At 71.1% G+C, this 20,794-nt stretch carries 21 protein-coding genes and 1 tRNA gene; 7 read left to right on the top strand and 15 right to left on the bottom strand.

What is annotated here, in order from left to right; translation table 11 throughout:
- Window positions 1–48: 48 nt before the first annotated feature.
- The 13 genes from ASD19_RS05670 to ASD19_RS14905 all read right to left on the bottom strand — a co-directional run bounded on the left by ASD19_RS05670 (window position 49) and on the right by ASD19_RS14905 (window position 11,721).
- Window positions 49–702 (bottom strand): hypothetical protein, encoded by a 654-nt coding sequence (locus ASD19_RS05670; RefSeq protein ID WP_055989602.1) that lies wholly within the window; start codon window positions 700–702, stop codon window positions 49–51.
- Entirely contained in the window at window positions 699–1,598 is a 900-nt protein-coding gene (locus ASD19_RS05665) for a hypothetical protein (RefSeq protein WP_055989599.1), read from the bottom strand. Before ASD19_RS05665 ends, ASD19_RS05670 begins: the two co-directional genes overlap by 4 nt.
- Window positions 1,595–2,614, bottom strand: a complete 1,020-nt coding sequence (pilM, locus tag ASD19_RS05660) for a type IV pilus biogenesis protein PilM (RefSeq protein WP_055989597.1) — start codon at window positions 2,612–2,614, stop codon at window positions 1,595–1,597. Before pilM ends, ASD19_RS05665 begins: the two co-directional genes overlap by 4 nt.
- Window positions 2,615–2,657: 43 nt before the next feature.
- Window positions 2,658–3,485 (bottom strand): prepilin peptidase, encoded by an 828-nt coding sequence (locus tag ASD19_RS14770; protein WP_055989594.1) that lies wholly within the window; start codon window positions 3,483–3,485, stop codon window positions 2,658–2,660.
- On the bottom strand, window positions 3,482–4,945 hold the full coding sequence (locus tag ASD19_RS14765; RefSeq protein ID WP_055989592.1) for a hypothetical protein: 1,464 nt from the start codon (window positions 4,943–4,945) through the stop codon (window positions 3,482–3,484). The genes ASD19_RS14770 and ASD19_RS14765 overlap by 4 nt, the downstream gene beginning before the upstream one ends.
- Window positions 4,936–5,457, bottom strand: a complete 522-nt coding sequence (locus ASD19_RS05645) for a prepilin-type N-terminal cleavage/methylation domain-containing protein (protein WP_055989588.1) — start codon at window positions 5,455–5,457, stop codon at window positions 4,936–4,938. Before ASD19_RS05645 ends, ASD19_RS14765 begins: the two co-directional genes overlap by 10 nt.
- 8 nt (window positions 5,458–5,465) lie before the next feature.
- Complete coding sequence (locus tag ASD19_RS05640; protein ID WP_235562980.1) at window positions 5,466–5,816, bottom strand: hypothetical protein; 351 nt, start codon at window positions 5,814–5,816, stop codon at window positions 5,466–5,468.
- A gap of 125 nt (window positions 5,817–5,941) precedes the next feature.
- Complete coding sequence (locus tag ASD19_RS05635; protein WP_156377138.1) at window positions 5,942–6,349, bottom strand: type IV pilin protein; 408 nt, start codon at window positions 6,347–6,349, stop codon at window positions 5,942–5,944.
- An 89-nt stretch (window positions 6,350–6,438) separates the two neighbouring features.
- A complete protein-coding gene (locus ASD19_RS05630; protein ID WP_055989578.1) occupies window positions 6,439–7,710 on the bottom strand; it encodes a type II secretion system F family protein in 1,272 nt (423 codons plus the stop codon).
- The gene (locus ASD19_RS05625; RefSeq protein WP_327040253.1) at window positions 7,707–8,885 is read right to left on the bottom strand and encodes a type IV pilus twitching motility protein PilT; all 1,179 of its coding nucleotides are present in this window, start codon (window positions 8,883–8,885) and stop codon (window positions 7,707–7,709) included. The genes ASD19_RS05630 and ASD19_RS05625 overlap by 4 nt, the downstream gene beginning before the upstream one ends.
- Before the next feature lie 184 nt (window positions 8,886–9,069).
- Complete coding sequence (locus ASD19_RS05620) at window positions 9,070–10,761, bottom strand: GspE/PulE family protein (protein WP_055989575.1); 1,692 nt, start codon at window positions 10,759–10,761, stop codon at window positions 9,070–9,072.
- A gap of 145 nt (window positions 10,762–10,906) precedes the next feature.
- Window positions 10,907–10,982, bottom strand: a tRNA-Lys gene (locus tag ASD19_RS05615).
- A 115-nt stretch (window positions 10,983–11,097) separates the two neighbouring features.
- Entirely contained in the window at window positions 11,098–11,721 is a 624-nt protein-coding gene (locus tag ASD19_RS14905; RefSeq protein ID WP_055989572.1) for a GntR family transcriptional regulator, read from the bottom strand.
- Window positions 11,722–11,969: 248 nt separating this feature from the next.
- Here ASD19_RS14905 and ASD19_RS05605 point away from each other — a divergent pair, with 248 nt between their 5' ends.
- Window positions 11,970–12,416 carry a GNAT family N-acetyltransferase gene (locus ASD19_RS05605; RefSeq protein ID WP_055989569.1) on the top strand — a complete coding sequence of 149 codons (447 nt, stop codon included), beginning with the start codon at window positions 11,970–11,972 and terminating at the stop codon, window positions 12,414–12,416.
- A 6-nt stretch (window positions 12,417–12,422) separates the two neighbouring features.
- Here ASD19_RS05605 and ASD19_RS05600 read toward each other — a convergent pair whose 3' ends face one another.
- A complete protein-coding gene (locus tag ASD19_RS05600) occupies window positions 12,423–12,710 on the bottom strand; it encodes a hypothetical protein (protein WP_235562979.1) in 288 nt (95 codons plus the stop codon).
- 168 nt (window positions 12,711–12,878) lie between these two features.
- Between ASD19_RS05600 and ASD19_RS05595 the strand changes: the two genes are divergently transcribed.
- From ASD19_RS05595 to ilvC, 6 genes are all read left to right on the top strand, one after another.
- Window positions 12,879–14,366 (top strand): alpha,alpha-trehalose-phosphate synthase (UDP-forming), encoded by a 1,488-nt coding sequence (locus ASD19_RS05595; RefSeq protein WP_082543004.1) that lies wholly within the window; start codon window positions 12,879–12,881, stop codon window positions 14,364–14,366.
- The gene (gene otsB, locus ASD19_RS05590) at window positions 14,363–15,160 is read left to right on the top strand and encodes a trehalose-phosphatase (protein WP_055989566.1); all 798 of its coding nucleotides are present in this window, start codon (window positions 14,363–14,365) and stop codon (window positions 15,158–15,160) included. Before ASD19_RS05595 ends, otsB begins: the two co-directional genes overlap by 4 nt.
- Before the next feature lie 75 nt (window positions 15,161–15,235).
- The gene (ilvD, locus tag ASD19_RS05585) at window positions 15,236–16,954 is read left to right on the top strand and encodes a dihydroxy-acid dehydratase (RefSeq protein ID WP_055989563.1); all 1,719 of its coding nucleotides are present in this window, start codon (window positions 15,236–15,238) and stop codon (window positions 16,952–16,954) included.
- A gap of 57 nt (window positions 16,955–17,011) precedes the next feature.
- Window positions 17,012–18,820: an acetolactate synthase large subunit gene (locus tag ASD19_RS05580; protein ID WP_055989560.1), complete on the top strand. Its 1,809-nt coding sequence runs from the start codon at window positions 17,012–17,014 to the stop codon at window positions 18,818–18,820.
- A gap of 1 nt (window position 18,821) precedes the next feature.
- A complete protein-coding gene (ilvN, locus tag ASD19_RS05575) occupies window positions 18,822–19,331 on the top strand; it encodes an acetolactate synthase small subunit (RefSeq protein ID WP_055989557.1) in 510 nt (169 codons plus the stop codon).
- 49 nt (window positions 19,332–19,380) lie between these two features.
- Window positions 19,381–20,409, top strand: coding sequence for a ketol-acid reductoisomerase (gene ilvC, locus ASD19_RS05570; RefSeq protein ID WP_055989554.1), 1,029 nt, complete (start codon window positions 19,381–19,383; stop codon window positions 20,407–20,409).
- Window positions 20,410–20,531: 122 nt separating this feature from the next.
- Here the strand turns inward: ilvC and ASD19_RS05565 are convergent, their stop codons facing one another.
- Entirely contained in the window at window positions 20,532–20,789 is a 258-nt protein-coding gene (locus tag ASD19_RS05565) for a hypothetical protein (RefSeq protein WP_055989551.1), read from the bottom strand.
- Window positions 20,790–20,794: the final 5 nt, after the last annotated feature.

Raw genomic sequence — 20,794 nt, 5'->3', positions numbered from 1 at the left:
ACTTCTCGCGGCGCGACCCCCGAGCCGGGAGCGCCGCACCCGCCGGCGTCACTCGGGAAGCACCCAGATGAGGCCGTCGATCAGCGCGCCCGTGGTGCCGGCGAGGACGTCGGGCTGCTCGTCGCTCGACGAGAACGCGAACCGCGAGGCGAGCGTCAGGCGCTCGGCGCCCTGAAGCTCCCGGATGAATCCGCGCACGCCGGCGGCGGGGCCGTTCACGCCGATCTGCACCGGGATGGCGAGCAGCGCAGCCGGGGCCCCGGCGGACGGCGCGGCCTCGGGCTGAGCGGCAGGCGCTGCCGCACCGTCGGGGTTCGCGCCGTCGGAGGCCGGGGGAGCCGCGGGCGGCGCCTCGGTCGCGAGCGGCTGGGAGTCGGCCACGGTCACCTGCGTGATGGAGACCCCGGTCGCCGCGGCGAGGCGGTCGAGCTCCGCGAGCCAGTCGTCGTAATCGCCGTCGGCGGGGACGGCGCGCTGCAGCTCGGCAAGGCGATCCTCGTGCGCGGCGAGTCCGTCGCGCGCTTCGGAGAGCTGCGCGATGCGCATCTCGAACAGCTGGTTCTGCGACTCGATCTGGATGCGCTCGGTCGTGGCCGCCGCGGCGGCGTCGAGCGACGGCTTGACGCCCCACACGAAGCCGACGCCGAGCAGTCCGATCGCGAGCACGGTCGCCAGCAGATAGGTCGCGCCGATCCGGTTCACGATGCGTCCTCCTCCTCCGCCGGGGCCTCCGCCTCGGGCGGCGTCACGAGCCGGCGGTCGGTCAGGTCGACCGCGATCTCGATCGTGTAGCCCAGCACCCCGGTGCCGAGCGCGTCGGGCGCCTCGGCGACCGCCGCCCGCGGCGTGGCGTTCTCGAATCCCTCGACCTCGTTGAGCGCGCGCACCCAGGCGGCGGTGTCGGGGATCGTGGGCGTGAAGGCCGTGAAGGTGAGCGTGCCGATCCGGGCGCCGCGGAGCGGATCCGCGGGCTGCGCGATCTCCGTGAGGGGCGTGGTCGAGTCGACCGCGACCGTCGTGACCCGGGAGCCCGCCGGCAGCGCGCGACCGAGATCGTCGAGCAGGCGCGGCCAGTCCACCTCGTCCGCGGATGCGGTCGCGAGCGCCTCCTCGGACCGCGTGATGCGGGACAGCAGCGCGCTGACGTCACCGAAGCGGCCCTGCCGGTCGGTCAGCTCGACGGTCCGCGCCGCCGCGGCGTCGCGAGCCAGGTCGGTCGTGGCCGCGTGCCACAGCGCCGTGCCGACGCCCGCGAGCACGAGTATCGCCGCGAGGAGCACGATGATGAGCGCGCGCCCGCGCGCGACCCGCCAGGCGCGGGCATTGCGCAGCTCGGTCGGCAGCAGATCGACGCGGGGGACGCCGCCGACGTCGAGCGCGTTCGCGGGGCGCCGCGCGGGGCGGGGGCGCTTGGCCTTCGCCACGGGCTTCGGAGCCTTGGCGGCCTTCCCGACCTTCTTCTTCACCTTGCCGCCGGGCGCCGCGTCGGTCTGCTCTCCCGCCAGGAGCACCGCGAACGCGTCGTCCGAGGCGGGCGCGCCGTCGCCGAACGTGCTGCGGCGGGCCCGGCGACCGCCGACCTCCTCGTCGGCGCTCACGACGCCACCCCCATCGCCAGCCCGATCGCGACCGCCGAGGAGCTCGCGGCGATCGCGGCGCGGTCGACGCGGCGCGCCAGGCGCACCTGGTCGAGCGGATCGGCGGGAAGCACGCGCTTGCGCGTGCGGGCCTGGAGCTGCTCGCCGAGCAGCTGCGAGTGCATCCCGTGACCGGTCAGCAGGATGTGGCGCAGCTCGCCGGCCTCGCTCGTGCCGAGGTAGTAGTCGACCGTGTTCCCGACCGCGTTCACGAGCGGCTGGGCGGCGTCGCGCAGCGCGTCGATCAGGTACGGCTCGCTCGCGAGGTCGGCGGTCACGACGGCCGCCTGCGCCTCGGCGTCCTCCAGGCCCAGGAGGGCCGCCAGCTGGGTCGCGACCTCGTCGAGGCCGCTCGGGATGATCCGGAGGAACTGCGGCACGCCGTCGGACGCGATCAGCACGTTGGTCGTCGAGCCGGTCGCCTCGACGAGGCCGACCGTGCCGTCGGCGTGGTCGCCGCGCAGCAGGGTGCGCGCCAGCGCGAAGGGCACCAGATCGACGGCTTCGGGCCGGAGCTTGGCGCGCCGCACGGCGCTGACGTTGTCGTCGACCGCGTCGCGCGCGGCGGCGACGAGGAGCCCGCGCACCTTGCCGGGATGCGCGGGATCGCGCTCGATCGGGTAGAAGTCGATCAGCGCCTCGGACGATGGGAACGGCAGCAGCCCGTCGGCGTGCATGGGCAGGGCGAGGCGCACCTGCTCGGGCTTGCCGTCATCGACCGTGAGGGGGCGCGCGATCACGCGGTGGCTGCCGATGCCGAGCGCGACGGCGCGCGTGCTGAACCGCGCGCTCTCCCACAGGCGCCGCAGCGCATCCGCGACGGTGTTCGGCTCCACGACCTCGCCGTGGTGGACGGCGCCGGGCGGCAGCCGGACCTCGCCGAACCGCTCGACGCGCGGCGACGCGGTGCCCACGCCTGAGAGCTCGGCGCCGCGGACCGAGGTGCTGTCGAAGTCGAGCCCGATCACCCTGCCCATGTGAGGGCTCCCGTCGGAGTGGAGTACATGGATCCGCCCTTCATCACGCGAGTCCGAACAGCTGCAGATAGGCGCGGGCGAGGACCTCGCCCGCGAGGATGCCGAGCCAGGCGCCCGCGATCATCCAGGGCCCGAAGGGGATGCCGCCGCGCCGGTCGACGCGCCGCGCCAGGATGAGCGCCCCGCCCACCGCGGCGCCCAGCGCGAACGCGCCGATCGCGCCCACGACGAGCGCGCCCCACCCGTGCCAGGCGAGGAACATCCCGAGCGGCAGCGCGAGCTTGACGTCGCCGAAGCCCATCGCGCGCGGCGAGATGAGGAAGATCGCGAAGTACACAAGGCCGAGCGAGGCGGCGCCGATGCCGGCCCGGAGCAGGTCGCCCCAGGCGCCGGTCAGCGCGGCCGCCGCGGTGAACAGCGCCACGCCCGTCCCGAGCAGGGGCAGCACCAGCGCGTCGGGGAGGCGCTGCGTGTCGAGGTCGATCGCCGCGAGCGCGACGCCGAAGCCGGCGAGCGCCAGGTGCGCGACGAGGACGAGCGACGCGGCCCACGCCCCGGCCGCGGTCGTCGCCGCGGCGATCGAGGGCGCGAAGGCAGCGGCGACGACGACGAACAGCGCTGCCGTGACGGCCTCGACGATCGGGTAGCGCGCCGAGATCGGGGCGGCGCAGTCGCGGCACCGGCCGCGCAGGATGAGCCACGACAGCACGGGCACGTTGTCGTACGCCCGGATCTCGTGCCCGCACGCCGGGCACGCGCTGCGCGGAGCGACGACCGACTGCCCCAGCGGCACGCGGTGCGCGACCACGTTCAGGAAGGATCCGATCGCGAGGCCGAACAGGCCGACCCCGGTGGTGACGACGGCGATCACGGCGCCCCCAGGCTCTTGGCGGTCGTGGACGTGTTCCGGTACGAGCTCAGGGCGAGCTCGATGGGCGGCGTGTCCGCCCCCGTCGAGAGGTTGGTGCCTGGGAGGCCCGTCGGGGCGTAGCGGTAGGTCAGGTGCTGCTCGACGTGGATGGAGTTCGCGTACACCTGCCCGTGGATCACGAGCGAGTTGCCGAACGAGATGCTGCACGGCGTGTAGAGCATGACCGCGAGGTTGGTGAACTCCGACGAGTTCGCGAGCGACGTGTCGTCGGGCACGATGATGCCCGTGCCGTCGGCCTCGCCGCAGCTCGGCACCCCGTTGTCGATGTAGTCGGGAGTGACCAGCCACAGGCGCTCGTTCCCGGTCTGCCCGGCGAACTTGGTCTGCGAGAGCTTGAAGCTCGGGGCGAAGATCGCGACGTTCGCCGTGAGGGTCTGGACCGTCGTCTGCCCGAGGCCGGTGAGATCCAGCTCGATGCAGTGGAGCGCGTTGAGCACGCCGGGGGATCCGCCCAGGGAGTCGAGGGCGCTCTTCGCGGCCGTGCGATTGCAGCCCGAGAGCGTGACGACCGTGTACCCGGGCCAGTCGGCGGCCTCGAACTCGAAGTCGACCCAGCCGGGGACCGTGGGCATGGCGCCGGCGGCGCTCTTCGACTGCACCGGACCGTGATCGACGAGCTGGCCCGGGGCGCTTCCGGTGGTGTCGTCCGCGTACAGCGGACCGAGCGTGCCCGAGTGGCTGTTCTGCAGGATCAGGTGGCTCGCGACGAGCTTGCCGGCGATGCTCGCGCCGTTGGCCAGGGTCGCCGAGCCCGACACCCACGTGTCGCCGCCGATCTCGCATCCGTTGCTGGCCGTCAGGTTGCCGCTCTTGACGATGACGTCGGTGTTGCCCGAGATGGAGTTCGCGCAGACCAGGTCGCCGTCGTGCATCATGATGCTCATGTCGTCGCCCGTCAGGGGCTGGATGTCGCCGTTGTTGCCGAAGCTCATGCCGCCGTGCGAGTACATCGCCGGGCCGGTCGGCGCGAAGGGCTGCGGCACGGCCTCGTATCTCGCCTCGACGCTCCGGCCGTCGTCGGCCGCATAGGAGGCGGCGCTGTCGTATCCGGTCGCGACGATCCGGTACTCCTCGTCGGCCGTCGGGCATCCGTTCGTCATGACGCCGCCCACGACGTGCTGCACGATTGTGCGATGGAACGGCGCGGCGGACGAGCTCGCGAAGGTGCCGCCGCCGCACGCGGCGCCCTCGATCGCGGCCTGCGCGACCGCGACGCCAGCCTCGGCGGCGAACTCCGCGGACACGGTGTCGCGCGTGTCGTCGGTGCGCTCGAGCGACTGCACGGTCGTGGTGGCGACCGTGAGGGCGACCACGACCGTGAGCAGCACGATGCCGACCACGGCCGCGAGCGCGGAGCCCCGGTCGTCGCGGCTCGCCCAGGCGAGGGAGATCAGGCGCATGGGTTGCCTCCGGTGCCCAGCAGGCGCGGGACCGCGACGGTCTCGATGAGCGTCGGGGAGGTGCGGGTGTCGACCTGGAACGTCACCTTGACGCCGCCCGAAGCCGCGGTGAACACGCCCGAGGTGGAGACCAGCCCGGTGCCGACGCGCATCCAGGTCGACCCGGGCGCGCCGGCGGGCTGGGCGATCGCCGCGTCGGAGATGCGCGCGTAGACGGAGCCGCCATAGGCGTACCACGCGTGGCATGCGTCGCCTGCGCCGTCCTCGAGGCGGGCGACGACGAAGTCGCCGTCGGCGCTCACGTGCGATGCGTTGCGCACCGACGTGGTGATCGTGCGGGCGATGGTCTGGCCGTCGCGGGAGGCGTCGGCCGAGCTCGTGACCCGCAGTGAGCCCTGGGTCACGCTCATGACCAGACCGGCGCCGAGCGTCAGGATGCCCGCGAGCAGCACGACGTAGACCAGCAGCTCCACGAGCGTGAAGCCGCGGTCGTCGCGTGTCGGGCGGATCATGGGGTCCTCTAGTCGATCAGGACGATGGTGGTGGCGGTCGCCCATGTGCGGGCGTCGCCGGACCAGGGGTCGGTGCCGGTCGCGGTCACCGTGACGGTGACCGTCGTCGGCGGTGTGCTGCAGCTCAGGCTCGCGGGTCCGCTGCGCTGGATGGAGATGGTCTGACCCCGGGGGTCGGTGACCGTGGGGACCGAGGTGCCGAGCCACGTCTGCACGGCGGTGCACGAGTGCGGCTTCGCGGAGAGCGGCGACAGCTGCTCGTTGACCAGCTGTGTCGCGGTGGTGGCCGTCGTGTTCGTCACGGCGGACCGGAGGCCCGTCATGATCATCGGCAGGAATGCGACCGCAACCACTGCCACCAGGAACATGGCTATCAGCGCCTCAAGTGACCCAAACCCATGCTCGGGCTTTGTCTGTCTGTGCATCGTCGGTTGCGAGAATTGGGCCCGTGGACGTGGCAGCCGCGCCCACGGGCCCGAGACGGTTACGACGTCGGCGCGCCGGTGGAGGTAGTGAACGGCGCGATAGCCGTGTCATCGTGGGTCGCAGTGAACTCGACGTCATCCGCAGTTGCAGGCGTGCCGGCCACGACGACTGAGATGTCCGCCGAGGTTGCCTTTCCGGCCGCCTCAGTCGCGGCCTGAGACCACGTAGTCGTGGGGTCGCTGTCCGACTCGTACTCGAAAACCAGCGCCGTATAGGTAGCCTTTGCCGTCGTCGCTGCGGCTTCCACGGCGGAGGCCTTGGCGGCGTTGACGGTGCCGATGTACACCGGGATGGCGATCGCGGCGAGGACGCCGATGATCAGCACGACCACGAGCAGCTCGATGAGCGAGAAGCCGCGGTCGTCCTTCTTGAGTTCGTTCTGGCGACGCACGAGCGCGTCGATCATGTTCTTCACGAGGACTCTCTCTTTCTGTGGGTGGGGAGGAAGGAGTGCTCCGCGTCGCGGTGCACGGGGGTCCGGCGGCGCCGGCACGACTAGGCGGACTGCTGCATCTGCTCGAAGATCCCGAACATGGGCAGGTACATCGCGACGATCATTCCGCCGATGATGCAGCCGACGATCACGACCATGAGGGGCTCGATCATGGCGGTGAGGCGCTGCGCGGTCTGCTGCACCTCGCGGTCGGTGAACTCGGCGACGCGCTTGAGCATGGTGTCGAGCGCGCCGGTGTCCTCGCCCACGGCGACCATCTGCGTGACCATCTGGGGGAACACGGGCTCGTCGGCCATCAGGGCGGTCAGGCCCTTGCCGCGGCGGACCCCGTCGGCGATGCGGCCCACGGCGTCCTCGACGAGGGCGCTTCCGGCGGTCTGCTTCACGATGCCCAGCGCCTGCAGGATCGGCACGCCCGCACTCAGCGTCGTGGACAGCGTCCGGGTGAACCGCGCGACGGCCGCCTTGCGGAAGAACGGGCCGAGCACCGGGATCCTCTGCCGGGCCGTGTCGATCGCGAGCCGCACGTCGGGTTCGCGCCCGTAGCGGCGGAACCACAGCACGGCGGCCACGACCAGCACGACGAGCGCGGGGCCGATCCAGAGCATGTTCTCCGACAGGGTGACCAGCACCTGGGTCGGCAGCGGCAGCTCGCCGCCCATGCCCTCGAACATCTTCTTGAACACCGGGACGATGAACACGAGCATCGCGATCACCGCGAGCACCGCGACGATCATCACGATGATGGGGTAGGTCATCGCGGCCTTGATCGTGTTGCGGATCTTCAGATCGGCGTCGAAGCCGTCGGCGGCCGACGTGAGCGCCTCGGCCAGGAAGCCGCCGGCCTCGCCCGAGCGCACCATGTGCACGAGGAGCGGCGGGAACACCTCGGGCCGCGCGCCGAGCGCGTCCGACAGGGGCTTGCCGCGCTCGATGTCGCGCCGCACGGTCTGGAGCACGTCGCGCAGCCGCGGGTTCTCGACCTGGTCCACGAGGATGGTCAGCCCGCGCACGAGCGTGAGGCCGGCATCCAGCATCGTGGCGAGCTGGCGGGTCGCGAGCGAGATCTCGTCGAGCTTGATCTTCTTCTTCAGGAACGACACGTCGAGCTCGCGCGTCAGGATGCTCGACTCGCGCAGCGACGTCGCCGTGATGCCCTGCTCGCGCAGCCGGGCGAGCGCCGCGGCGCGGCTCGGAGCGTCGATCGTGCCCTTGCGCTTGCGGCCCGTGGAGTCGGCGCCGACGTAGTCCCACGCCTGGGTAGGCGTCGACGGGGAGCCGGCCTGCGGGCCGGCTGAGGACGGAGCGCTCACCTGAGGCTCCGCCTGGTGAAGCCGTCGCCGTAGTCGATGCCGTCGGATCCGCCGCTGGTGTGCCGGGCGAGCTGGCGGAAGCCCTCGAGGTCCTGCGCGCGCTCCTCGGCCGCCTGGTACGTGATGCGGCCGTCGTCGACGAGCGCGGCGAGGTTCTGGTCGAGCGTGTGCATGCCGTGGGCCGACCCGGCCTGCAGCACGCCCGGGATCTGGTGCATCTGCTGCTCGCGGATGAGGTTGGCCACGGCCGCCGTCATCACGAGCACCTCGGTCGCCGCGACGCGTCCGGATCCGCTCGCGTGCGGGATCAGCGTCTGGCAGACGACGCCGCGCAGCGTGGAGGCCAGCTGGGTGCGCACCTGGTCCTGCTGGTGCGGCGGGAAGACGTCGATGATGCGGTCGATCGTCTGCGGCGCGCTCTGGGTGTGCAGCGTGCCGAACACGAGGTGTCCGGTCTCGGCAGCCGTCAGCGCGACCTGGATGGTCTCGAGGTCGCGCATCTCGCCGATCAGGATGACGTCGGGGTCCTGCCGGAGCACCTGGCGCAGCGCCCGCTGGAACGACTCCGTGTCCTGGCCGACCTCGCGCTGGTTGACCACCGACCGCTGGTGCGTGTGGAGGAACTCGATCGGGTCCTCGATGGTCATGATGTGGTCGGCCCGCGTGCGGTTGATCTGGTCGATCATCGCCGCGAGCGTCGTCGACTTGCCCGAGCCGGTGGGGCCGGTCACGAGGACGAGGCCGCGGGGGAGCGTCGCGAACCTCGCGACCGCGGCCGGCATGCCGAGCTCGCGGAGCGAGCGGATCCGCGTGGGGATGAGACGGAGCACGGCGCCCGTCGCCCCGCGCTGGCGGTACACGTTGACGCGGAAGCGCGCCTCGTCCGACAGCGCGTGCGCGAAGTCGAGCTCCTGATCGAGCTCGAACCGCTCGCGCTGCTCGGGGGACATGAGGGTCGCGATCTCACGCGCCACGGTCTCCGCCGTCCACACCGGGGCGCCTTCGATGGGCCGCAGCGAGCCGTCGACCCTGATCATCGGCGGGACGCCCGCCGTGACGTGCAGGTCGGACGCGCCCTGGGCGACCACGCGGTGCAGGGCGTCGAGCAGCGTCAGCTGAGGTGCCAGGAGGCCTTCGGGGGAGACCTGCGTGGCAACGGAGGGGGGTACCGTCACGCCGCTCAGTATACGCACAGGTCCCCGGGGAGAAATACCCAGATTTCGCCATTCCTGACTGAAACTACCCGGGTAGTTCAGGGGTGAACCTTGATTTTCTGCGGGTCCGGCCTCTCGGGTCGGGCCGCTGAATTCACCCGGCTTGTCACCCGGGTCCGGCGGCTCCGCGGCCGCCCCGGGCGCGTCAGATCACGACGCGCAGGATCTCCTCGACCGAGGTCAGCCCCGCGAGGGCCTTGGCCCACCCGTCCTCGCGCAGCGTCCGCATGCCCTGCTCGCGCGCCACCCGCGCGATGTCGTTGCTCGAGGCATGCGCGACCGCGAGCCGCTCGATCTCCTCGGTGACCGTCATGACCTCGTGCACGGCGGCCCGGCCGTGGTAGCCCGTCTCCGCGCAGTGCGCGCAGCCGACGGGCCGGAACAGGGTCCCGTTCTCGGTCTCGGCGCGGGCGAAGCCCGCGGCCGCGAGCGCCTCGGCGCCGATCTCGTCCGGCTCCTTGCAGCGGTCGCAGAGGCGCCGGATCAGGCGCTGCGCCACCACGACGTCGAGAGCGGAGCCGACCAGGAACGGCTCGACGCCCATCTCGACCAGGCGCGTGACGGCGCTGGGGGCGTCGTTGGTGTGCAGCGTCGACAGCACGAGGTGGCCGGTCAGCGCCGACTCGATCGCGATGTTGGCGGTCTCCGCGTCGCGGATCTCGCCGACCAGCATCACGTCGGGATCCGAGCGCAGGATGGCGCGCAGCGCGCTCGCGAAGGTGAGGCCCGCCTGCGTGTTGATCTGCACCTGGTTGACGCCGGCCATCCGGTACTCGACCGGGTCCTCGATCGTGATGACGTTGACCTCCGGCCGGGCGAGCTCGGCGACGGTGGAGTACAGCGTGGTCGACTTGCCGGAGCCGGTCGGTCCCGTGACCAGGATCATCCCGTAGGGCTTCGTGTAGGCGCGACGGTAGGCCGTCAGGTTGCGCTCCGAGAGCCCGAGCGTCTCGAGCTTCAGCGCGGTGCTCGCCTGGTCCAGGATGCGCATGACGATCTTCTCGCCCCACACGGTCGGCAGCGTGGCCACGCGCAGGTCGACCTTGCGGCCGTCGTGCTGCACCGAGATGCGGCCGTCCTGCGGGATCCGGCGCTCGGCGATGTCGATGTCGCTCATGATCTTCAGGCGCGAGATGACGCCCGACTGGATCGCCTTGGGGGCGCTCGGCATCTCGTGCAGCACGCCGTCGATCCGGTACCGCACCCGCACGCGGTCCGCGGTCGGCTCGATGTGGATGTCGCTGGCCCGGTCGCGGATGCCCTGGCCGAGCACGAGGTTCACGAACCGGATGATGGGGGCGTCGTCGTCCTCGTCGGAGCCGCCGCCGCTGACGTTGAAGGACCCGTCGTCCGGATCCTCCGCCTCCTCCACCGTGAGGCTGGACGTCAGCTCGGTCATCTCTGCGTCGGCGCGGTGATGGCGGTCGATCGTGGCGTGGATCTCGCTCGCCGTGGCCACGACGATGTACGGCGGCATCCCGTACGCCACGCGCACGTCGTCGAGCGCGATCACGTCGTCGGGGTTGGCCATGGCCAGCAGCAGGTGCGGCAGGCCGCGATGCTCGATCGTGCGCAGCGGCACGAGCTCGTGCGCGTGCGCGAACGTCACGGAGATCCTGGCGAGGATGTCGGCGTCCACCGGCTCGTCCTCGAGGCGCACGAACGGCACATCCGCCTCGGTCGCCCGCGCACGCGCGAACTCCTCCTCGGACAGCTCGCCGGCGGCGAGCAGCTCGCGGATCCGCATCAACTCCTCGCGATCCGTGCCCGCGAGCTGCTGGGCCCGCGCGAAGGGGAGAGCGCCCTGGCGGACGAGGATGTGGATGAGACCGGCCATGGGCCTGCCTTTCGGTACGCGAGCTACCAGGATGTCGGGAATCGCATCCTATGCCGTACCCGGGCATCGCCGTCGATCTCCCCGGGCAGGAGTCGTCGCCCGTGCAACGCAGAAGGCCCGGTCGCGTGGACCGGGCCTTCTCGAGTGGTGCACCCCCAGGGACTTGAACCCTGAACCCACTGATTAAGAGTCAGTTGCTCTGCCGATTGAGCTAGAGGTGCATGATCCGGGAGCGTTTTCCGCTCTCGCGAACCGAGGGACTACGTTACCAGGCGGCGGCCGAGGGCGCCAATCGGGGCCGGAAACGGCGTGGCCCGGGCGTGTCCCGGGCGGGGCTCATTCGTCTTCGACGCCGAACGCGCTCTGCAGCACCCGCGCGCCCGCGGCCGCGTCGCCGTCGAGGATGGCATCGCGGAGATCGCGGAGCATGGCCGCCACCTGGGTGCCGTCCGGCCCGTCGAGGGCGGCGAGATTGCGCTCGATCGCGAGGCCCAGGTCGGAGGACACCATGGACATGAACGCGTTGTCCGCCACGCGCATGAAGAGGGCCTGAAGCTCGCGGTACGCCACCGCCGGCGATCCTCCCGCGTCCAGCTCCGCCACCATCGCGTCGATCTCCGCGGCGGCCGTGACCCGGGCTTCGGGCGTCGCCGCGGCGAGGGCCATGCGCATCAGGGACGTGACGTAGTGGCCGGCGAACTGGCGCGTCGCCTGCGCGACCTCGGGGGTGACGGCGGTGACGCGCGTGTACCGGCTGGCGGCGGTCTCGATCAGGCCGACGCGCTGCAGGCGCTGCAGCGCCTCGCGCACGGGCATGCGGGAGACGCCGAGCTTCTGGGCGAGCTCCTGGTCCCGCACGCGCGATCCCGCCGGCATCGTGCCGTCGATGATCGCGGTCGCGATCCGCTCCGCCACCATGTCGCTGAGGCGCATGCTGGGGACTTCGAGGGTGTCGATCATCTCTGTCTCTCACATCTGGTGGCACCGCTCCCACCAAGCCCACGGGAGAGGGCGCGGCGGAGCCGGTGCGGATCGGGTGATTCGCCCGCGGTCGCGTCGGGTACGCGTGCTGACCGATATCCGGGCGAACTGAAACGTTACGCCCTGGTGAATGGGAGGGTCCAGAGCGGATTCCGGTTCGCAGGATGCTCCGAGGCGGTCGCGGCCCGCCGCCGCCGCGTTGCTCAGCCCCCGGATAGCCTGGCCGCATGCCCCTCGTGACCGAGCTCACCGACGCCGACCGCACCGCCTGGCAGGGCCTGTGGGAGGGCTATCTCGACTTCTACGGATCGACTCTCTCGCCCGAGGTCACGGACGGCACGTTCCGGCGGCTGGTCGAGCCGGAGGGACCGATCCGCGGGGCGCTCGTACGCGACGACGCGGGCACGCCCGTCGGCCTGGTGCACTGGCTGAGCCACCCCGCGACGTGGTCGCTGGGGGAGTACTGCTACCTGGAGGACCTGTTCGTCTCGCCCGAGGCCCGCGGCGGCGGGTACGGCCGGGCGCTCATCGCCCACGTGACCGAGTGGGCCCGCGAGCGCGGCTGCGCCAAGGTGTACTGGCTCACGCGGGACACCAACACGACCGCCCGCGCCCTCTACGACCGCGTCGCGACCGACACGGGTTTCATGCAGTACTCGATCCCGCTGGGCTGAGACCGCTCAGCGCCGACGCGCGCGCTTCGCGCCGCCGGTGTCGGCGACCTGCTGCTTGTAGTACTTGCCCTCCTTGCCCTTGATGGGCGAGTCATCGGAGACCGGACGACCCTGGCTGGCCTTGCGGATGTCGAGGATCGTGCCGATCGTCAGGGCGAACGTGATGGCCCAGCTCAGCCAGCCGAGCGCCGTCCGCCACGTGAAGTTCTGGGCGTTCGCGCCGCGCAGCAGCGCGTAGCCGCTCGTGAGCGTGCCGATCAGTCCCGTGCCACTCAGGTATTTGCGGATCCCCATGGCCCCCACGCTAGCGGCACACCGCGCGCGCCGCAGGGGCTTGCGCGGCCGGCGGGGCGCATGGCATGCGGTCATAACGACAGCGGCATGGGACGTCAAGCCCCGGGGCCAGGCACGGTGTCCGAACGGGCCCGCTGATACTGTGGCCAGACCGGCAGGAGGAGCCTCATGACTCGCGCAGATCTGGTCGTCGTCGCCAATCGTCTCCCCGTGGACCGCGTGGTCTCGCCCGACGGGGACGAGACCTGGCGGCGTTCGCCCGGTGGGCTCGTCACGGCGCTGGAGCCCGTGATGCGCAAGCCCGACCGGGCCTGGGTCGGCTGGGGCGGACAGCCCGATCTCGACCTCGAGCCGTTCGACTTCGAGGGGGCCCGGCTGGTGCCCGTCCCGCTCAGCGCGGGCGAGATCGAGTCGTACTACGAGGGCTTCGCCAACGGCACCATCTGGCCCCTCTACCACGATGTGATCGCCGCGCCGGTGTACCGCCGGTCGTGGTGGGAGTCGTACGTGCGGGTCAACCGCCGCTTCGCGGAGGCCGCCGCCGAGACCGTCGAGCAGGGCGGGGTCGTGTGGGTGCAGGACTACCAGCTGCAGCTCGTGCCGAAGATGCTGCGTGAGCTGCGCCCGGACGTCACGATCGGCTACTTCCACCACATTCCGTTCCCCGCATACGGGCTGTACTCGCAGCTGCCGTGGCGCCGCCAGGTGCTCGAGGGGCTGCTGGGCGCCGACGTCATCGGCTTCCAGCGGCAGGCCGACGCCGGCAACTTCCAGCGGTCGGTGCGGCGCGTGCTGCACCACACGACGCGCTCGAGCGAGATCGTGGTCCCCTCGGGCGACGACGACCGCGAGAACCCGCGCGTGGCGATCGCCAAGGCGTACCCGATCTCGATCGACGCGCAGTCGTACATCGACCTCGCCGAGGACCCGGCGGTGCAGGCCCGCGCCAAGGAGATCCGCGAGCAGCTCGGCGACCCGAAGACGATCCTGCTGGGCGTCGACCGTCTCGACTACACGAAGGGCATCCGGCACCGTCTGAAGGCGTTCGGCGAGCTCCTCGAGGACGGTCGCCTCAAGGTGGGCGAGGCGACGCTCGTGCAGGTCGCGAGCCCGTCGCGCCAGCGTGTGGACGCGTACGCCGACCTCCGCGACGAGATCGAGCTGACGGTCGGGCGGATCAACGGCGACCACGACACGATGCACCACACGGCCATCCGCTACCTGCACCAGGGGTTCCCGCGCGAGGAGATGGTGGCGCTCTACCTGGCCGCCGACGTGATGCTCGTCACGGCCCTGCGCGACGGCATGAACCTGGTGGCCAAGGAGTACGTCGCCTCCCGCACCGACAACACGGGAGTGCTCGTGCTGAGCGAGTTCGCCGGCGCAGCCGACGAGCTCACGAGCGCGCTCCTGGTCAACCCCCATGACATCGACGGCCTGAAGGACCTGATCATGCGGGCCGTGGAGATGTCCCCAGGCGAGCAGTCGCGTCGGATGCGCGCTCTGCGTCGCCGCGTGCTGGAGCACGACGTCGAGGACTGGTCGCACGACTTCCTGAGCGACATCGACAAGGTCCGGCAGGCCCGCCGCCAGAAGTCGCGCGCCGCGCGGAACGGCGCCGCGCGGCCGGCCAAGACCACGGGCGACCGCGCATGACCGCGCCGGACTGGCGGGAGGCGATCGCCGAGCTGGCCCGCACCGAGCGCCTGCTGATCGCGCTCGACTTCGACGGCACCCTCGCGCCCCTCGGCGACGACCCGATGGCCGTCCGCGCGCTGCCCGAGACGGCGGAGGCGGTGGGCCGGCTCGCGGAGCTGCCCGACACGGTCGTGGCGTTCGTCTCGGGACGGCAGCTCACGGACCTGCGCGTCATCGGCGCCCACTCTGACGACTCCTCGGTGTGGCTCGCCGGATCCCATGGCGCCGAGTTCTGGCGCCCGGCGGCCGTCGCCGCGGGTTTCGAGCCCGAGGAGGTCGCGATGGCGGATGTCGTGCAGGAGGCCGCGGCCGCGGACGCGCTCGTCGCCGACGCGGAGCGGCTCGTCGACGACATCGAGGGCGCGTGGATCGAGCGAAAGGCCTACGGCTTCGCGCTGCACACGCGCCTGGCCGCCCCCGCCGACGCGAGCCGCGCCGGATCGCTCGTGGACGTGCTGGTCGCGGAGCGGGCCCCCGATTGGCGGCGGCGCACCGGCAAGAACGTCATCGAATACGCCTGGCGGCATGAAGGCAAGGACTCCGCGATCGCCCGTCTTCGTGCGGAGACCGGCGCGACGGCCGTGCTGTTCGCGGGCGACGACGTGACCGACGAGGACGCGCTGCGCAGCCTCGCGCCGCACGACCTCGGCGTCCGCGTGGGCGATGGCGAGACGGCCGCGCGCGTGCGCGTCGCCGACCCGCTCGAGCTCGCCGAGTTGCTCACCGCTCTGGCCGACGCGCGAGCATCCTGACGCGTCGAAACGGAGCTCGTCGGGCGGTCTGCACGGGCACGGGGGCGGCCCTCGTGCGGGCATAGACTTCCGTTCATGGTCGACCTCGCTTCATCCCCCTCCGGAACCCCCGACATCAAGCCCCGCAGCCGGGTCGTCACGGATGGCATCGAGGCCACCACATCGCGCGGCATGCTGCGCGCGGTCGGCATGGGCGACGCGGACTGGGAGAAGCCGCAGATCGGCATCGCGTCCAGCTGGAACGAGATCACCCCCTGCAACCTGAGCCTCGACCGCCTGGCGCAGGGCGCCAAGGAGGGCGTGCACTCGGGCGGCGGCTACCCGCTGCAGTTCGGCACCATCTCGGTCTCGGACGGCATCTCGATGGGCCACGAGGGCATGCACTTCTCGCTCGTCTCGCGCGAGGTCATCGCCGACAGCGTCGAGACCGTGATCCAGGCGGAGCGCCTCGACGGCACGGTCCTGCTCGCCGGCTGCGACAAGTCGATCCCCGGCATGCTCATGGCCAGCGCGCGCCTCGGCCTGTCGAGCGTCTTCCTCTACGCCGGATCGATCGCGCCCGGCTGGGTGAAGCTCTCGGACGGCACCGAGAAGGACATCACGATCATCGACTCGTTCGAGGGCGTCGGAGCCTGCCGCGCGGGCCTGATGACCGAAGAGGACCTCAAGCGCATCGAGTGCGCGTTCGCTCCGGGTGAGGGCGCGTGCGGCGGCATGTACACCGCCAACACGATGGCGTCGGTCGCCGAGGCGCTGGGCCTCAGCCTGCCGGGCTCGGCCGCGCCGCCGTCGGCCGACCGCCGCCGCGACTACTTCGCGCACCGCTCCGGCGAGGCCGTCGTGAACCTGCTGCGCCAGGGCATCACGACCAAGGACATCCTGACGAAGGAGTCGTTCGAGAACGCGATCGCGCTCGCCATGGCGCTCGGCGGCTCGACCAACGTCGTGCTCCACCTGCTCGCGATCGCGCGCGAGGCGCAGATCGGCCTGAGCCTGCACGACTTCAACCGCATCGGCGACAAGGTGCCGCACGTCGCGGACATGAAGCCCTTCGGCAAGTACGTCATGAACGATGTCGACCGCCACGGCGGCATCCCCGTGATCATGAAGGCCATGCTCGACGAGGGCCTGATCCACGGCGACGCGCTGACCGTCACGGGGAAGACCGTGGCCGAGAACCTGCGCGAGCTGAACCCGGACCCGATCGACGGCGAGGTCATCCACCGCTTCGACGACCCGATCCACGCGACGGGCGGCATCACGATCCTGCACGGCTCGCTGGCACCCGAGGGCGCGGTCGTGAAGACGGCCGGCTTCGACGCCGCGGTCTTCGAGGGCCCCGCGCGCGTGTTCGAGCGCGAGCGCGCCGCGATGGACGCCCTGGCCGAGGGCAAGGTCGCCGCGGGCGACGTCGTGGTCATCCGCTACGAGGGCCCCAAGGGCGGCCCGGGCATGCGCGAGATGCTCGCCATCACGGCGGCCATCAAGGGCGCTGGGCTCGGCAAGGATGTACTACTCTTGACGGACGGTCGATTCTCAGGCGGCACAACCGGACTGTGCATCGGCCATGTTGCACCCGAGGCGGTGGACGGTGGTCCGATCGCCCTGGTGCGCGATGGTGATCTGATCAGGGTCGATATCGCGGCCCGCTCTCTCGACCTACTCGTCGACGAGGCGGAGCTCGAATCCCGCCGTTCCGGCTGGGAACCCCTGCCCCCGCGCTACACCCGAGGCGTTCTGGCGAAGTACTCGCGACTCGTGCGCTCCGCAGCGGAGGGCGCGACGACCGGCTGATTCCGCTCCTCACACGCGGACCTCCCTCGACTCGATCCGACTCAAGGAAGCATCACCATGCCCTCCGATACCGCTCCGGCCACGCCCCGGCCGCCCGCATCCCGTCAGCAGCCGGCCTCCGCGCCCGTGATCACGGGCGCCGAGGCGGTCGTCCGCTCGCTCGAGCTGCTCGGCGTCACCGACGTCTTCGGCCTGCCCGGCGGCGCCATCCTGCCCGTGTACGACCCGCTGATGTCGGCCGAGAAGCTGCGCCACATCCTGGTGCGTCACGAGCAGGGCGCCGGCCACGCGGCCGAGGGCTACGCGTCTGCGAGCGGCAAGGTGGGCGTCGCGATCGCGACCTCCGGCCCCGGCGCCACCAACCTCGTGACGGCGATCGCCGACGCGTACATGGACTCCGTGCCGCTCGTGGCGATCACCGGCCAGGTCTTCTCGACCCTCATGGGCACCGACGCGTTCCAGGAGGCCGACATCGTCGGCATCACCATGCCGATCACGAAGCACTCGTTCCTGGTCAAGCGCGCCGAGGACATCCCGGGCGCCATCGCCGCCGCCTACGAGATCGCCTCGACCGGCCGTCCCGGCCCCGTGCTCGTGGACATCACGAAGGACGCGCAGCAGGCCGAGGCGCCTTTCGTGTGGCCCCCCAAGATCGACCTTCCCGGCTACCGGCCGGTCACCAAGGCCCACGGCAAGCAGATCCAGGCCGCGGCAGCCCTCATGGCGCAGGCCAAGCAGCCCGTGCTGTACGTCGGCGGCGGCGTGATCCGCGCCCGCGCGGCCGAGGAGCTCAAGACCCTCGCCGAGGCGAGCGGTGCGCCCGTCGTGACGACGCTCATGGCGCGGGGCGCGTTCCCCGACTCGCACCCGCAGCACCTCGGCATGCCGGGCATGCACGGCTCGGTGCCGGCCGTGCTGGCGCTGCAGGAGGCCGACCTGATCGTGGCGCTGGGCGCCCGGTTCGACGACCGCGTGACTGGCAAGGCCGCGCTGTTCGCGCCCAAGGCGCAGGTCGTGCACGTCGACATCGATCCGGCCGAGATCTCCAAGATCCGCACGGCCGACGTGCCGATCGTGGGCGACCTCAAGGACGTGCTGGTCGACCTCGACGCCGCACTGCACGCCGCGGGGGAGAAGGCCGACATCGCCGAGTGGTGGGCGTACCTGCGCGGGCTGCAGGAGCAGTACCCGCTCGGCTACGCGCCGACCACGGACGGCCTGCTCGCGCCGCAGTACGTCATCCAGCGCATCGGCGAGCTGACCGGCCCCGAGGGCGTGTACGCGGCGGGCGTGGGCCAGCACCAGATGTGGGCGGCCCAGTTCATCAAGTACGAGCGCCCCAACTCGTGGCTGAACTCGGGCGGCGCGGGCACCATGGGCTACTCGGTGCCGGCCGCGATGGGCGCCAAGGTGGCGCAGCCGGACCGCCACGTGTGGGCGATCGACGGCGACGGCTGCTTCCAGATGACCAACCAGGAGCTGGCCACCTGCGCGATCAACAAGATCCCGATCAAGGTCGCGATCATCAACAACTCGTCGCTCGGCATGGTGCGCCAGTGGCAGACCCTGTTCTACGACGGCCGGTACTCCAACACCGACCTCAACACGGGCCACGACACGATCCGGATCCCGGACTTCGTCAAGCTTGCCGAGGCCTACGGCTGCCTCGCGATCCGCGTCGAGAAGGCCGAGGACGTGGACGCCGCGATCCAGACCGCGCTCGAGACGAACGACCGCCCGGTCGTGATCGACTTCGTGGTGAGCGCCGACGCCATGGTGTGGCCGATGGTGCCGCAGGGCGTGAGCAACAGCTACGTCCAGTACGCGCGCGACCACGCGCCGGCATTCAGCGAGCAGGAGGACTGAGATGACGACGCACGTGCTGAGCCTCCTCGTCGAGGACAAGCCGGGTCTGCTGACCCGCGTCGCCGGGCTGTTCGCGCGCCGCGGCTTCAACATCGAGTCGCTCGCCGTGGGCGTGACCGAGGTGCCGGGTCTGTCCCGCATCACCGTGGTCGTGGACGTCGACGAGCTGCCGCTCGAGCAGGTGACCAAGCAGCTGAACAAGCTGATCAACGTCATCAAGATCGTCGAGCTCGACGCGTCGACCAGCGTGCAGCGCGAGCACATGCTCGTGAAGGTGCGCGCCGACAACCAGACGCGGTCGAACGTGATCGAGGTCGTCAACCTGTTCCGCGCGAACGTGGTCGACTACGCGCCGGACGCGCTGGTCATCGAGATCACGGGAGACAAGGGCAAGGTCGACGCGTTCCTCAAGGCGATCGAACCCTTCGGCATCCGCGAGCTCGCCCAGTCGGGCCTGCTGGCCCTCGGCCGCGGCAGCAAGTCCATCACCGAGCGCGTCCTCCGCGGCTGACGCTCCCCGTACGCTTCAGAACCCCAACCCACCAAGGAGAACCACAACCGTGAGCACCGAGATCTTCTACGACGCCGACGCCGACCTGTCGCTCATCCAGGGCAAGAAGGTCGCGATCGTCGGATACGGCTCGCAGGGACACGCGCACGCGCAGAACCTGCGCGACTCGGGCGTCGAGGTCGCGATCGCCCTCAAGGAGGGCTCGAAGTCGGTGCAGAAGGCGCACGACGAGGGCTTCAGCGTGATGACCGTCGCGCAGGCGACCGAGTGGGCCGACCTGATCATGATCCTCGCGCCGGACCAGCACCAGCGCTCGATCTACTCGGAGTCGATCGCCCCGAACCTCAAGCCCGGCAAGACCCTCGCGTTCGCGCACGGCTTCAACATCCGCTTCGGCTACATCGACGCGCCCGAGGGAGTGGACGTCATCCTGGTCGCCCCCAAGGCCCCGGGTCACACGGTGCGCCGCGAGTACGTCGCGGGCCGCGGCATCCCGGACATCATCGCGGTCGAGCGCGACGCGTCGGGCCAGGCCTGGGACGTCGCCCTGTCGTACGCGAAGGCCATCGGCGGCACCCGCGCCGGCGTCATCAAGACGACCTTCACCGAGGAGACCGAGACCGACCTGTTCGGCGAGCAGGCCGTGCTGTGCGGCGGCATGAGCCACCTCGTGCAGGCGGGCTTCGAGGTGCTGACCGAGGCCGGCTACCAGCCGCAGATCGCGTACTTCGAGGTGCTGCACGAGCTCAAGCTGATCGTCGACCTGATGTGGGAGGGCGGCATCGCCAAGCAGCGCTGGTCGATCTCCGACACGGCCGAGTTCGGCGACTACGTGTCGGGCCCGCGCGTCATCGACGCCGGCACGAAGGAGCGCATGAAGGAGGTCCTTGCGGACATCCAGTCCGGCGCGTTCGCCAAGCGCTTCATCGAGGACCAGGACAACGGCGCCCAGGAGTTCCTGGCGCTGCGCGAGAAGGAGCAGGGTCACCCGATCGAGGCGACCGGCAAGGAGCTCCGCGCCCTGTTCGCCTGGAAGCAGACCGACGAGGACTACGTCGAGGGCTCGGCCGCGCGCTGATCTCCGACGGCGTCGGAGCGGCGCCGCTCGCGGCGATCGCCGACGCCCCAGACCGCTCTACCTGAGCTGGAACAGACCCCCGCACCCATAAGGTGCGGGGGTCGCTCCGTTCGGGCGGGGCGTCAGACCCCGGGGAGCTGCCCGCGATAGGCCAGCTCGTAGGTCTCGTCGTAGATCTCCATGACGAACGGGCCCGTGGCCGGGTCGACGTCGAACGCGACCAGGCCCTGCACGGTGCCGCCGGTCTCGAGGGCGTCGGACGCGAGGTAGCCCTCGAAGTCGTACTCGCTGAAGTACCACTCGCCTTCCGAATCGAGGAGCTCCACGAAGTCATAGCCGTCGACGTACTCCACCGAACCCGACGTGACCTCCCACGTCATGTCGA

Origin of the sequence: Microbacterium sp. Root53, from assembly GCF_001426925.1 — a bacterium.
Taxonomy (GTDB): domain Bacteria; phylum Actinomycetota; class Actinomycetes; order Actinomycetales; family Microbacteriaceae; genus Microbacterium.
This window is presented reverse-complemented; position numbering and strand designations above follow the sequence as displayed.